The sequence below is a fragment of the Frigoribacterium sp. Leaf415 genome (genome assembly GCF_001424645.1).
GTDB lineage: Bacteria > Actinomycetota > Actinomycetes > Actinomycetales > Microbacteriaceae > Frigoribacterium.
Genome location: NZ_LMQR01000001.1, coordinates 2,029,838 through 2,043,008, shown reverse-complemented (window position 1 = coordinate 2,043,008; position 13,171 = coordinate 2,029,838). Strand labels below are relative to the sequence as shown.

Below are 13,171 nucleotides of genomic sequence, written 5' to 3'. Positions count from 1 at the left end.
CCCGACCACCGACGTCCCAGAGAGAACGAGTGATGACCACCACGAGCACCACCACCCCCGCCGACCTGATCGCACGCAGCAACCGCCTCGGCGCCGACCCGGTCAACACCAACTACGCGGGCGGCAACACCTCGGCCAAGGGCACCGCGACCGACCCGGCGACGGGCGAGCCGGTCGAGCTGCTCTGGGTCAAGGGCAGCGGCGGCGACCTCGGCACGTTGACCGAGCCGGGTCTCGCGGTGCTGCGTCTCGACCGGCTGCGCGGCCTCGCGAACGTGTACCGCGGGGTCGAGCACGAGGACGAGATGGTGGCCGCCTTCGACTACGCCCTGCACGGCAAGGGCGGCGCGGCACCCTCGATCGACACGGCCATGCACGGGCTGGTCGACGCGGCCCACGTCGACCACCTGCACCCCGACGCCGGCATCGCGATCGCGACCGCCGCCGACGGCGAGCGCCTGACCGCCGAGATCTTCGGCGATGCCGTCGTCTGGGTGCCGTGGCGTCGGCCGGGCTGGCAGCTCGGCGCCGACATCGCCGCCGTCAAGGCGGCCCACCCGGAGGCGCGGGGCACCATCCTGGGCGGTCACGGCATCACCGCGTGGGGCGACACGAGCGACGAGGCCGAGCGCAACTCGCTGTGGATCATCGAGACGGCGCAGGCCCATCTCGACCGGCACTCGCGGCCCGAACCGTTCGGCCCCGAGCTCGACGGCTACGCCGCGTTGCCGCAGGCCGAACGCCGGGCGAAGGCGGCGGCACTGGCTCCCGTGCTGCGCGGGCTCGTCTCGACCGACAAGCCCCAGGTCGGCTCGTTCACCGACAGTGCCGAGGTGCTCGACTTCCTCTCCCGCGCCGAGCACCCTCGCCTGGCCGCCCTCGGCACCAGCTGCCCCGACCACTTCCTGCGCACGAAGGTCACGCCGCTGCTGCTCGACCTGCCCGCCGATGCCGGCATCGACGAGTCGATCGTCCGACTGCGCGAACTGCACGAGCGGTACCGCCTCGACTACCAGGCCTATTACGACCGCCACGCGACGGCCGACAGCCCGGCCATCCGCGGGGCCGATCCGCTCATCGTGCTGGTTCCCGGCGTCGGCATGTTCTCGTACGGGAAGGACGCCCAGACCGCCCGCGTGGCCGGCGAGTTCTACGTCAACGCGATCAACGTGATGCGCGGTGCCGAGGGCGTCTCGAGCTATGCGCCCATCGACGAGGCCGAGAAGTTCCGCATCGAGTACTGGGCCCTCGAAGAGGCGAAGCTGCAGCGGATGCCCGCGCCGAAGCCCCTCGCGACGCGTGTCGCGCTGGTCACGGGCGCGGCGTCGGGCATCGGCAAGGCCATCGCCACCCGCCTCGCCGCCGAAGGGGCGTGCGTCGTCGTCGCCGACCTCGACCTCGCCAAGGCGCAGGCCGCCGCAGCCGAGATCGGCGACCCCGACGTGGCCCGCGGCGTCGCGGCCGACGTCAGCGACGAGGCCGCGGTCAAGGCGTCGATCGACGAGGTGCTGCTCGCGTTCGGCGGGCTCGACCTGGTCGTCAACAACGCCGGGCTCAGCCTGTCGAAGTCGCTGTTCGAGACGACCGAGGCCGACTGGGACCTGCAGCACGACGTCATGGCGAAGGGCTCGTTCCTCGTCGCGAAGAACGCCGCGCGGGTGCTCGTCGACCAGGGCCTCGGCGGCGACATCGTCTACATCTCGTCGAAGAACTCGGTCTTCGCCGGGCCGAACAACATCGCCTACAGCGCCACGAAGGCCGACCAGGCCCACCAGGTCAGGTTGCTCGCGGCCGAGCTCGGCGAGCACGGCATCCGCGTGAACGGCATCAACCCCGACGGGGTCGTGCGCGGATCGGGCATCTTCGCCAGCGGTTGGGGTGCCAACCGTGCCGCGACGTACGGCGTCGACGAGAAGGACCTGGGCGCGTTCTACGCCCAGCGCACCATCCTCAAGCGCGAGGTCGTGCCCGAGAACGTCGCCGCCGCCGTCTACGCGATCTGCACGAGCGACTTCTCGCACACGACCGGGCTGCACGTCCCGGTCGACGCGGGCGTCGCCGCGGCCTTCCTGCGATGAGCGAGGCCGGCTCGAGCAGGTCGGGTGGCGTCGTCGCCGCGGTCGACCTCGGCGCGACGAGCGGGCGCGTCGTGCTCGGCCACGTCGACCGCGCCGGCGTCCGGCTGCAGCACGTCGCCCGCTTCGCGAACGAGCCGGTGACGCTGCCCGAGGGACGGCCCGTCGAGCAGGGCACGGGTGCCGGAGGCGCGGGCCGGGTCGGTCTGCACTGGGACGTCACGGGGCTCTGGCGGTCGGTCACCGCGGGGCTCGCGCAGGCACTCCGCGACGAGCCCGGTACGGCCTCGGTCGGCGTCGACTCGTGGGCCGTCGACTACGGCCTGCTCCGCGACGGACGCCTGCTCGGCGCGCCGTACCACTACCGGGACGAGCGGTCGGCGGCCGGCGTGGAGGCCGTGCACGCCGTCGTGCCGCCCGCCGATCTCTTCGCCCGCACGGGCCTGCAGCACCTGCCGTTCAACACGGTCTTCCAGCTCGCGGCCGACCGCGCCGCCGGGGTGCTCGAGCCCGCCGACCGGGCCCTGCTCGTGCCCGACCTCGTCTCGTGGTGGCTCACCGGCACCGCCGTCACCGAGCGCACGAACGCGTCGACGACGGGACTGCTCTCGCCCGTGACGGGGGAGTGGGACGTCGAGCTGCTCGGTCGTCTCGGCCTCGCGACCGACCTGTTCGCACCCCTCGTCGACCCGGGCGCCTCACTCGGGGCGTTGCTGCCCTCGGTCGCCGGGGCGATCGGGGCGCCGACCTCCCTCGGGGTCACGGCCGTCGGCTCGCACGACACCGCCTCGGCCGTGGTCGCCGTGCCGCTCGCGGGCGACGACGCCGCCTACGTCTCGAGCGGCACGTGGTCGCTCGTCGGTCTCGAACTGCCGACGCCCCTCCTCGGCGACGAGGTGCGGGCTGCCGGCTTCACGAACGAGGGCGGCGTCGACGGCCGCGTGCGGTTCCTCAAGAACGTCTCGGGTCTCTGGCTGCTCAGCGAGTCGATGCGGGCCTGGAGCCGCTCGGGGACCTCGGACGCCGAGCGCAGCAGCGACCTCGCCGCCCTCCTCGCCGAGGCGGCCGCCGTCACCCGGCCCGTGCCGGTCTTCGACGCCACCGACACCCGCTTCACGCCGCCCGGTGACATGCCCGCACGCATCGAGGCGTGGAGCGTCGAGCACGACGTCGCGCCCCCGCGCGGCCGGGCCGAGACGGTGCGGAGCATCCTCGAGTCGCTCGCGGCGGCCTACGCCTCGACCCTCCGCGACGCCGAGCGCCTTTCGGGCCGAAGGGTCCGCACCGTGCACGTCGTCGGGGGCGGGTCGCAGAACGAGCTGCTCTGCCAGCTGACCGCCGACCGCACCGGCTGCACCGTGCTCGCCGGTCCCGTCGAGGCGACCGCCCTCGGCAACGTGCTCGTCCAGGCGCGGGCCGCCGGTCTCGTCGACCGCTCGTCCTCCCTCGAGTCGCTCCGCGCGCTCGTCGCCGCGTCGTCCGCCCCCGTGACGTACCGCCCGCGGTCGGGAGCGTCCTCGGCCGCCGCCCGCACCTCCTGATCTCATCCCTCTCCACCGACCCGGAAGGACCTCCCATGGTCGACCGCCGCCTGCCGAAGTTCCACGACCTCGCGCCGCTCATGCAGTTCAAGAAGCCCACGTTCGACCTCAAGGCGAAGAGGCTGCGCGAAGCGCTGACCATCGAAGACCTGCGGCGCATCGCGAAGCGGCGCACGCCCACGGCGGCGTTCGACTACACCGACGGCAGCGCCGAGGCCGAGATCTCGTTGCGACGCGCGCGGCAGGCGTTCCGCGACGTGCAGTTCAACCCGGCCATCCTGCACGACGTCGCGACGGTGGACACCGGGTGGGACGTGCTCGGGAAGCGGGTCGAGCAGCCGTTCGGGATCGCCCCGACCGGCTTCACCCGCATGATGCAGACCGAGGGCGAGAAAGCGGGTGCTGCCGCGGCCGCCGCGGCGGGCATCCCGTTCAGCCTGTCGACGATGGGCACGGCGAGCGTCGAGGACGTCGCGGCCGCCGCGCCCGGGGGCCGGAACTGGTTCCAGCTGTACATGTGGAAGGACCGCGACCGGTCGATGGCGCTGGTCGACCGGGCGGCGAAGGCCGGGTTCGACACCCTGCTGGTGACGGTGGACGTCCCGGTCGCGGGCGCGCGCCTCCGGGATTCGCGCAACGGCATGACGATCCCGCCCTCGCTGACGCCGAAGACGATCATCGACGCCTTGCCTCGACCGTGGTGGTGGGTGGACTTCCTCACGACCGAGCCGTTGGCGTTCGCCTCGCTCGACCGCTGGTCGGGCACCGTCGCCGAGTTGCTCAACACGATGTTCGACCCGACGGTCACCTACGACGACCTGGCCTGGATCAAGTCGCAGTGGCCGGGCAAGCTCGTCGTCAAGGGCGTCCAGACCGTCGACGACGCCCGCCGCGTCACCGACCTCGGCGTCGACGCGCTCATCCTGTCGAACCACGGCGGGCGCCAGCTGGACCGGGCGCCGATCCCGTTCCACCTGTTGCCCGACGTCGTCCGCGAGGTAGGCGGCGACACCGAGGTCCATCTCGACACGGGCATCATGTCGGGTGCCGACATCGTCGCCGCGGTCGCTCTCGGGGCCCGGTTCACCCTGATCGGCCGGGCCTACCTGTACGGGCTGATGGCCGGCGGACGCGAGGGCGTCGACCGGGCGATCGAGATCCTGTCGGTCGAGATCGCCCGCACGATGCGCCTGCTCGGGGTCAACTCGCTCGACGAACTCGAGCCCCGGCACGTCACCCAGCTCGAGCGCCTGGTGCCGCGCGCTCGCGGGTGACACACGACACCGCGTGTCGTGCACGGCACCCCGACCAGTCGAGGTGCTGTGCACGACACGCGGTGCTGTGCGAGCCGGGGCCTAGTGGCGCGTCGGGTCGTCCGAGTCCTTGGCGACCGTGACCTTCTCGCCGTCGATCTGGTCGCGCTTGGCCTTCTCGGCGTCGCCGCGGGTCTTGGCGAGGCTGGCGACCGTGGCGACCGTGATGGTGGCGCCGATGAAGAGCAGCGAGAACCAGATCGGGATCTCGGGCACCCAGAGCAGCGGTTCGCCGCCGTTGATGAACGGCACCTCGTTGACGTGCAGGGCGTGGAAGACGAGCTTCACGCCGATGAACGCGAGGATGATCGCGAGACCCTGCGACAGGTAGACGAGACGCTCGAGCAGTCCACCGATCAGGAAGTACAGCTGGCGCAGACCCATCAGGGCGAAGGCGTTGGCGGTGAAGACGATGTACGCCTCGTTGGTGAGCCCGTAGATCGCGGGGATCGAGTCGAGGGCGAACACCAGGTCGACGAAGCCGATCGCGATGACGCAGAGCAGCAGCGGCGTGACGAAGCGCTTGCCGCCCTTCTTGACCGTGAACTTGTCCTCGTGGAACTCGTCGTCGACGGGCAGCACGCGGCGGGCGATCTTGACGAAGGCGTTGTCGGCCGCGTTGCCGCCGTGGTCGCCCTTGATCTGCTGGTAGGCCAGCACGAAGAGCAGGGCGCCGAAGAGGTAGAAGACCCACGAGAAGTTCTCGATCAGGGCGGCGCCGGCGGCGATGAAGCCGGCGCGCATGATCAGCGCGATGACGATGCCGATCATCAGCACCTTCTGCTGGTACATGCGCGGCACGGCGAACCCGGTCATGATCAGCAGGAAGACGAACAGGTTGTCGATCGAGAGCGCCTTCTCGGTGAGGTAGCCGGCGAAGTACTCGCCACCGAAGCCCCAGCCGCTGACGAATCCGATGCCGACGCCGAAGAGCAGCGCGAGACCGATGTAGAACGCCGACCAGCGGGCGGACTCGCCGATCGTGGGCTCGTGCGGCTTGCGCACATGGGTGAAGAACTCGAACACGAAGAACGCGACGGTGACGGCGATCGTGATGAGCCAGGTGGTCAGTGAGACGTCCACGGGGATGCTCCGGGTGGGTCGGGCTGCTGAGGCGGGTCGGGCTGCGCGGCGCGATCGGCCGAACAGCGGAGAAGGCTCCTGAGAAGACGGTACGTGGGGGTCCGCTGGGGGCGTGCCCTCAAGCGACCGTGACAGTGCTGAGAAGCTGCAGTGCGTGCAAGGCTCGCACCCCCGTCAGCAAGGCGTCATCAAGGCGTCATCCAGGCGGCAACGGCGCCAGAGGCGGCGGCAGCCGCGGCAGGTGCACCCCGGCCAGCATGCAGCGCACCGACCCGCCGGCCAGCTCGATCGTGGGCACCTCCAGCGGCAGGGGTCGGGCGTGCCGCGAGATCGTCCGGCGCTGCGTCGGCGTCAAGGACGCCCAGCCGCGTGCCGAGATCGCCAGCACGGGCCCGTCCGCCCCCTGCAGTTCGAGCGCGTTGCCGGCGAACTCGCCGAGCTGGGCGCGGGTCAGGGCGACCACCTCGCGTCCGGAGGCCGACAGGCGCTCGGCCACGCGCCTCCGTTCGCTCGTCGACTCGATCGACTCGAGGCCGACCAGGGCGAACCGCGACGCCACGCTCATCATGACGTTCGTGTGGTAGATCGGCACGCCCGTCGCGTCGGTCGCGGTGAAGGTCAGGGGCTCGTGGCCGAGGTCGGAGCAGACGCGGGCGACGGCCGCCCGGTCGGCGCGGTGCGAGAGCGCGACGTAGGCGACGCGCTCGACGTGGTCGAGGACGAGCGCACCGGTGCCCTCGACGACGATCCCGCGCCGTTCGAGCGGCGAGTGGTCGAGCACCTCGGTCACGAGGTACCGCTCGCGCAGCAGGCCGACGACGTCCGTGCGTCGCTCGCTGCGGCGGTTCGGCGAGTGCATCGGGTACAGCACCACCCGGCCGTCGGCGTGCGTCGAGAACCAGTTGTTCGGGAACACCCCGTCGGGCCGGTCGGTCCGCTCGTCGTCGACGAGGTGCACCGTGACGCCCGCCGCGCGCAGTGCCTCGGCCGCCCGGGTCACCTCGTCGAACGCGCGCGCCGCGAGCTCGACCCGGGTCGCGTCGACGTCGGCCGGGTCGGTCTGGAACGCGTTGTCGGCCGCGGTCTGCGGGTTCGGCGTGAAGTGGTGCGGCCGCACCATGACGACCGCGGCGGGGGACTGGACGGTCGTCCGCGCCTCCTCGTGAGCGCTTCGGGTGCGCGAGGAGGCGCGGAGTGCGGGGGGCGCCGTCGTTGCCACGACGGTCGAGGGGGACGAGGAGGCGCGGGGCGGGGGAGCGAGGGTCGTCACGACGGTCTCGGCGCGGTTCGTGCGGCGGGTGCCGGTCCGGGTCGGCCGACGACTCAGACGCCGACGGGCCGACGGGCGGCGACGAGGCCGAACAGGTCCTTCGGGTCGTCGGGATCGGCGACGAGGTCGATCTCGACGGCGTAGTCCGTGCCCACGACATCCTCGCGCAGGTACTTGAGGGCGCAGACGTCCTCGATGGCGAAGCCGACCGAGTCGAAGATCGTGATCTGCTCGTCGCTCGTCCGCCCGGGGCGCTGCCCGGCGACGACCTGCCACAGCTCGGTCACGGCGAAGTCGGCGGGCTGGTGCTGGATCTCGCCCTCGACGCGCGTCTGCTCGGGGTACTCCACGAAGACGTCGGCCCGGCGGAGCGTCGCGGGGTCGAGCTCGGTCTTGCCTGGGCAGTCGCCGCCGATCGCGTTGACGTGGACGCCGGGGCGGACGGCCTCGTCGGGCAGCACGACCGCGTTCTGCTTGTCGGCCGTGCAGGTCGTGATCACGTCGGCGCCGTCGGCCGCCTCGCCGGGGCTCGCGCACACCGTGATGTCGAACCCGAGCGGCTCGAGGTTGCGGACGAACTTCGCGGTGGCGCGGGGGTCGACGTCGAAGACGCGGACCGTCTCGAGTCCCAGGGAGGCGCGCATCGCCAGGGCCTGGAACTCGGCCTGCGAGCCGGCACCGATCAGGGCGAGCACGCGCGAGTCGGCCCGGGCGAGGCGCTTGGCGGCCATGGCGCTCGTGGCAGCGGTGCGGAGCGCCGTGAGGATCGTCATCTCGGCGAGGAAGGTCGGGTAGCCCGTGTCGACGTCGGCGAGCACGCCGAACGCGGTGACGGTCTGGTAGCCGCGGCCGGGGTTCGACGGGTGGCCGTTCACGTACTTGAAGCCGTAGGTCTCGCTGTCGCTGGCGGGCATCAGCTCGATGACGCCGATGGGGCTGTGCGAGGCGACGCGGGGCGACTTGTCGAAGGCGGGCCACCGGGCGAAGTCGCGCTCGAGGGCGGTCACCATGCCGCTGGTGATCGGGCCGACGCCACGGTCGGTGACCCATCGGATCATGTTCTGCACGTCCACGAAGCGCACCACGGCGACCTCCTCCTGCTCGGCCCGGCTCGGTCGTCGCGTCCGGGTGGCACCACGTTAGGACTGGGCGATGTGCAGCCACAATCACCATCGAGCGCCATTTCGCACGCTCGATCACCCGGTCTGCGCAGTCTTGCTGTACTTTTCGGGTCATGGCGGATCTCGACGAACTGGACCGGCGCCTCCTGGCCGCCCTGCGGGTCGACGCGCGCGAGTCGGCGGCGAGCCTCGCACGGCGGTTGGGCGTGACGCGGGCGACGATCACCTCGCGGCTCGACCGGCTCGAGGCGACGGGCACGGTGCTCGGCTACACCGTGCGGGTGCGCGAGGCCGACGACCCCGACCTGATCCGCGCCATCGGCTTCATCGAGATCGAGGGACGGTCGACCGACCACGTCATCCGGCAGCTGCGGGGCTTCCCCGAGGTGGCGTCGCTCCACACGACGAACGGCGGCTGGGACCTCGTCGCCGAGCTGCGCACGTCGTCGCTCGGCGAGTTCGACCGGGTCCTGGCGCGCATCCGCAGCGTCGAGGGCGTCGTCAACAGCGAGACGAGCCTGCTGCTCAGCTCCGTCCTCCGCTGACCCGGTGCCCGCCCGGCGGCCGCCGCGTCCCGGGTCGAGGCTCCCCGGTCCACCGAGCGAAGGAGGCGCGGGCCGGCGCCCTGAGGCACCCTGGACAGGGTGAGCCCCGCGTCCGAACCCCTGCCGTCCCCCGCCCCGCCCGAGCTCCGCGTCGACCCGGCCCCTGGCGCTGTCGCGTACAGCGGCCCGACGCGCTCCGAGGAGCGCATGCTCGCCCCCGACCTGGCCCGGGGTCTGGCCCTGCTCGGCATCGCCCTCGCGAACTGCGTGTACTACATCGGCGGCCGCGACCTCGGTCCGTTGGCCCGGCCGGTCGACGGCACCGCGGGGGACCGCGTCGTCGACGTGCTCGTCGGCCTCCTCGTGGACAACCGCGCGTTCCCGCTGTTCACGATCCTCTTCGCGTACGGCTTCACCGTGATGATCCGGCGCCAGGCGGCACGGGGTGTGCCGTACGGCAGGGCGCGATCCCTGTTGCTGCGTCGCAGCCTCTGGTTGGCGGTCCTCGGGGCCGCCCACGTCGTCCTCCTGTTCGAGGGCGACATCCTGCTGAGCTACGGCTGCCTCGGCATCGTCCTCGCGCTGCTGTTCGCGGCCCAGGACACGACGTTGACGGTGCTGGGCTGGTCGCTCGCGGTCGTCTTCGTCGTCACGGCCGGATTCGACGGGCTGCCGCAGGGGTCACTGGACGCCGGCCTGCCCGGCCTCGATCCGGGCACGTTCCTCGGGGCGCTGCTCTGGCGCGTGGTGGCCCTGCTCGCGTTCGTGATGGGTGCCCCCGTCGTGGCGGCGACCTTCGTGCCGCTCGCCGTCATCGGCACCCTGCTCGGCCGCCGTCAGGTGCTCGAGCACCCCGTCGAGAACCTGGGCCTGTTCCGTCGTCTGACGCTCGTCGGCCTCCCGGTCGGCGTGCTCGGCGCGGTGCCCCTCGTGCTCGCCGCCGTCCAGGTCTGGCAGCCGCCGTGGTGGGCGCTCTACCTCCTGGGCATCCTGCACGGGGTCAGCGGCGTCGCGGGCGCCCTGGGCTTCTTCGGCGCGGTCGGTTGGTTCGTCGCGAACCGCACCCGCGCCTCCTCGGCTGCGACCGGCTCGGTCGCGACCGGCCCTGTCACCACCGGCCCTGTCGCGACCGGCCCTGTCGTGCGGGCCCTGGCGGCCGTGGGTCGGCGCTCGCTGACCTGCTACCTCCTGCAGTCGGTGTTGTTCGTCCCCCTGCTCGCCCCGTGGGCCCTCGGGCTCGGTGTCGGGGCGGGCACCCTCCGGGTCAGTCTGATCGCCGTCGGCGTCTGGCTCGTGACCGTCGTCGTTGCGGTCGCCCTCGAGCGAGCCGGGCGTGACGGCCCCGCCGAGTGGTTGCTCCGCCGCCTCAGCTACGGCCGCAGACCTGAGCCCCTGCCGGTTCGGCTCCCGGGCTGATCCGGTCCGTACCGAGTCGACGACACCGCGACGCCTGCCGCCGGTGCGGCGCCGCGGCGATCGTGGCCGGGCGAGCGGAGGAGGCGCGGTCCGACCGCCGGAGGCGTCCGAGACCAGGCGCCCGAGACCCGGCGCGCTCAGACCGCGCCGCGCCTCCCGGCGACGATGCTCTTCAGGGCCTCGTCGAGGTGCGGGTGGGCGAACTCGTACCCGCCGTCGAGGAGGCGCTCGGGCAGCACCCACCGGCTCTTGAGCACGAGCTCGGTCTCGGTGCGCAGGACGGCCGTGCCGAGTTCGAGCATCCAGCGCCAGGCGGGCAGGCCGAACGGCACGCCGAGCACGCGGCGCAGGGTGCGCATCACGGTGCGGTTGTCGCTCGGGTTCGGCGACGACAGGTTGAGCACGCCGTCGACCGATTCGTCGTCGCGGGCGAACCGGATCGCCCCGAGCACGTCGTCGACGTGGATCCAGCTGAACTTCTGCCGTCCGCCCCCGCGGCCCTCGCGGTGGTACGTGCCCGCCTCGACCCGGGCCCGGGTGGCCGGCCACGGCCCGTCGAGCTGCGGCCCCCCGAGACCCGCCCGCACGAGGTTCATCAGCGGGACGAGTGCGCTGCCGTCGCCCAGCACGATGGCCATGCGCAGGGCGACGCGGCGGGTGGCGGGCAGCTCGCCCGAGAAGAACTCGGCCTCCCACGCCGTCGCGACGTCGACCGAGAACCCCGAGCCGATCTCGCCGCCCGACTCGGTCATCGGGCGGTCCTCGGCGTGGCGGTAGACGGTCGCCGTCGACGAGTTCATCCAGACCCGAGGAGGCGCGGTGCACGCGAGCACCGCCTCCTTCAGTTCGCGCGTGGTCTCGACGCGTGAGCGCATGATCTCTGCCCGGTTCTCGGGGCCGTAGCGGCAGTTCACGCTCTTGCCGGCGAGGTTGACGAGCAGGTCGGCTCCGTCGAGCAGCGCGGTGATGCCGGCGGTGTCGCCCCACGAGGCGTCGGGTCCGTGCCGTCCGACCAGGCTGACGCGGGCGCCCTCGGCGCGGAACGCGGCCGCGAGGTGCTGCCCGATGAAGCCGCTGGCTCCGGCGAGGACGATGTGCTCGGTCATGGGCGTGGTCCTCGTCGGGGGTCGTGGTCGGGGTCGAGCTCGGTGTCGGGGCGGGAGCCGCCCGACCGGTGGTCGGCGACGACCTCGTAGTCGAAGTGGCCGGTGTACTCGTACAGTCGACCGAGCGCGGGGGAGTCGAGCACGACCGACACCCGTTGGCGACCGACCGACTCGTCGAAGCTCTCGTGCAGGGTCACCCGCGGGGCGACGCTCCGTGGCAGGGGCACGTGCACCCGCCCCACTCGAAGGGCCGTTCCCGTCGACGACATCGTGAGGGCCCCGTCGACGACCGTCGCGCGAAGTCGGGCAGACCACCTGCGCCGGTGGCCGAGACGGTCCTCGAGGACCTCGCCTCGCGCGGTGATCGCGTCGACCATGCGGCGCGATCCGTCCGCGAAGTCGAAGCTGCGCACGGCCTGGACCGCCACCGCGCCGGTGGCGTCGGTCACGCCCCGGTTGGTGACACGGAACGGCACGTCGCGCCGGTCGACCGGGAACAGCACGCCCTGGCGGCCGAGCACCCAGAGGGCGGGCCAGAGCCAGCGTCGCGGCGTGCCGACGACGGCGAACGTGCCCCGCCCGCGGCCGACCGAGCCCGCGGGCACGGCCGCGAAATAGGTCCGGAGGCGCGGGTGCAGACGGTCGAGCTCGTCACCCATCGCGGCTTCGTACGGGGAGCGTGCCGCGGTCATGACCTCACGCTAGGGGACCGACCGGTCTCCGGCCGCGCGATCCTTCGACATCGAGAAGTCCTCAGGTGTGTGTCGTGACGTGTCCGCTCGAGCCGGCCCGCGCCTCCTCGGGCGGTCTGCGCGGCGGCGACCGGTCGGCGTGCGCCCGTTAGCCTCGTCGGCATGAGCCATCCCCTGGTGATCGCCGCCGAGCTCGACGCGACCCTGACGGGCGGGGGAGCGGTGCGCCTGCTCGACGTCCGGTGGCGGCTCGACCGGCCGGACGGCCGCCCCGCCTATCGCGAGGGGCACCTGCCCGGCGCGGTCTACGTCGACCTCGACACCGAGCTCGCCCGGCACGGCGAACCCGTCGAGGGGCGGCATCCGCTGCCCGACCGGGCCGACCTGCAGGCCGCCGCCCGGCGGTGGGGACTGCGCGACGGGGACGCCGTCGTCGTCTACGACGACCTCGGCGGACAGTCGGCGGCTCGCGCGTGGTGGCTGCTGCGGGCCTCGGGCATCGCCGACGTGCGTCTGCTCGACGGGGGACTCGCGGCCTGGACGGATGAAGGCCTGCCCCTCGAGCAGGGCGACGCGGACGTCGTGCCCGGCGACGTCACCCTCGGCGACGACCCGTGGCCCGTGATCGACGCCGACGCGGCAGCCTCCTGGTCGGGTACCGGCGTGCTGGTCGACAGCCGGGCCGCCGAGCGCTATCGCGGCGACGTCGAGCCGGTCGACCCCCGGGCCGGTCACGTCCCGGGCGCCGTGAACCTGCCCACCGCCGGCAACCTCGACTCCACGGGCCGGTTCGTCGACGCCACCGCGCTGCGCGCCCGGTTCGAGGAGGCGGGGGTCACCCCCGCCACGCCCCTGGCCGTCTACTGCGGGTCGGGGATCACCGCGGCCCACAACGCCCTGGCCGCGACGATCGCCGGGTTCGACCCCGTGCTGTTCGCCGGTTCGTGGAGCGCCTGGTCGAACGACCCCGCGAGACCCGTCGCGACCGGCGGCCGCCCCGGGTGACGCA

General features: G+C 72.7%; 11 protein-coding genes. 6 read left to right on the top strand and 5 right to left on the bottom strand.

The features are described from left to right. Nucleotides 1-32 precede the first annotated feature (32 nt). From ASG28_RS09395 to ASG28_RS09385, 3 genes are read left to right on the top strand one after another with little or no spacing between them, the layout of a single operon-like run. Entirely contained in the window at nt 33-2,078 is a 2,046-nt protein-coding gene (locus ASG28_RS09395; protein WP_055974376.1) for a bifunctional rhamnulose-1-phosphate aldolase/short-chain dehydrogenase, read from the top strand. Further along, nucleotides 2,075-3,616 (top strand): rhamnulokinase, encoded by a 1,542-nt coding sequence (locus tag ASG28_RS09390; protein WP_055974373.1) that lies wholly within the window; start codon nt 2,075-2,077, stop codon nt 3,614-3,616. Before ASG28_RS09395 ends, ASG28_RS09390 begins: the two co-directional genes overlap by 4 nt. 35 nt (nt 3,617-3,651) lie before the next feature. After that, a complete protein-coding gene (locus tag ASG28_RS09385; RefSeq protein ID WP_055974371.1) occupies nt 3,652-4,890 on the top strand; it encodes an alpha-hydroxy acid oxidase in 1,239 nt (412 codons plus the stop codon). An 81-nt stretch (nt 4,891-4,971) separates the two neighbouring features. Here the strand turns inward: ASG28_RS09385 and ASG28_RS09380 are convergent, their stop codons facing one another. The 3 genes from ASG28_RS09380 to ASG28_RS09370 form a co-directional block, all read right to left on the bottom strand. Then, nucleotides 4,972-6,012 (bottom strand): TerC family protein, encoded by a 1,041-nt coding sequence (locus ASG28_RS09380; RefSeq protein ID WP_055974368.1) that lies wholly within the window; start codon nt 6,010-6,012, stop codon nt 4,972-4,974. A gap of 196 nt (nt 6,013-6,208) precedes the next feature. Beyond that, nucleotides 6,209-7,282 carry a citrulline utilization hydrolase CtlX gene (gene ctlX / locus ASG28_RS09375; protein ID WP_200925278.1) on the bottom strand — a complete coding sequence of 358 codons (1,074 nt, stop codon included), beginning with the start codon at nt 7,280-7,282 and terminating at the stop codon, nt 6,209-6,211. Between the two features lie 53 nt (nt 7,283-7,335). Then, nucleotides 7,336-8,367 (bottom strand): ornithine cyclodeaminase, encoded by a 1,032-nt coding sequence (locus ASG28_RS09370; RefSeq protein WP_055974365.1) that lies wholly within the window; start codon nt 8,365-8,367, stop codon nt 7,336-7,338. A gap of 149 nt (nt 8,368-8,516) precedes the next feature. On the opposite strand from ASG28_RS09370, the gene ASG28_RS09365 reads away from it, so the two are divergent. After that, nucleotides 8,517-8,948 carry an Lrp/AsnC family transcriptional regulator gene (locus ASG28_RS09365; RefSeq protein ID WP_054146944.1) on the top strand — a complete coding sequence of 144 codons (432 nt, stop codon included), beginning with the start codon at nt 8,517-8,519 and terminating at the stop codon, nt 8,946-8,948. Between the two features lie 99 nt (nt 8,949-9,047). Next, on the top strand, nt 9,048-10,364 hold the full coding sequence (locus ASG28_RS09360) for a DUF418 domain-containing protein (protein ID WP_235477738.1): 1,317 nt from the start codon (nt 9,048-9,050) through the stop codon (nt 10,362-10,364). Between the two features lie 137 nt (nt 10,365-10,501). Here ASG28_RS09360 and ASG28_RS09355 read toward each other — a convergent pair whose 3' ends face one another. Beyond that, nucleotides 10,502-11,470: an epimerase gene (locus tag ASG28_RS09355; protein ID WP_055974363.1), complete on the bottom strand. Its 969-nt coding sequence runs from the start codon at nt 11,468-11,470 to the stop codon at nt 10,502-10,504. Continuing rightward, nucleotides 11,467-12,162 (bottom strand): DUF4166 domain-containing protein, encoded by a 696-nt coding sequence (locus ASG28_RS09350; protein WP_055974359.1) that lies wholly within the window; start codon nt 12,160-12,162, stop codon nt 11,467-11,469. Before ASG28_RS09350 ends, ASG28_RS09355 begins: the two co-directional genes overlap by 4 nt. Nucleotides 12,163-12,324: 162 nt before the next feature. Here ASG28_RS09350 and ASG28_RS09345 point away from each other — a divergent pair, with 162 nt between their 5' ends. Beyond that, nucleotides 12,325-13,167, top strand: coding sequence for a sulfurtransferase (locus tag ASG28_RS09345; RefSeq protein WP_055974356.1), 843 nt, complete (start codon nt 12,325-12,327; stop codon nt 13,165-13,167). The last annotated feature ends 4 nt before the right edge of the window (nt 13,168-13,171 follow it).

Excerpts from the sequence above, each read along its gene's own strand:
- ASG28_RS09350 (WP_055974359.1), bottom strand. The coding sequence starts at position 12,162 with ATGACCGCGGCACGCTCCCCGTACGAAGCCGCGATGGGTGACGAGCTC.
- ASG28_RS09395 (WP_055974376.1), top strand. The coding sequence starts at position 33 with ATGACCACCACGAGCACCACCACCCCCGCCGACCTGATCGCACGCAGC.
- ASG28_RS09355 (WP_055974363.1), bottom strand. The coding sequence starts at position 11,470 with ATGACCGAGCACATCGTCCTCGCCGGAGCCAGCGGCTTCATCGGGCAG.
- ASG28_RS09385 (WP_055974371.1), top strand. The coding sequence starts at position 3,652 with ATGGTCGACCGCCGCCTGCCGAAGTTCCACGACCTCGCGCCGCTCATG.
- ASG28_RS09345 (WP_055974356.1), top strand. The coding sequence starts at position 12,325 with ATGAGCCATCCCCTGGTGATCGCCGCCGAGCTCGACGCGACCCTGACG.
- ASG28_RS09365 (WP_054146944.1), top strand. The coding sequence starts at position 8,517 with ATGGCGGATCTCGACGAACTGGACCGGCGCCTCCTGGCCGCCCTGCGG.
- ASG28_RS09390 (WP_055974373.1), top strand. The coding sequence starts at position 2,075 with ATGAGCGAGGCCGGCTCGAGCAGGTCGGGTGGCGTCGTCGCCGCGGTC.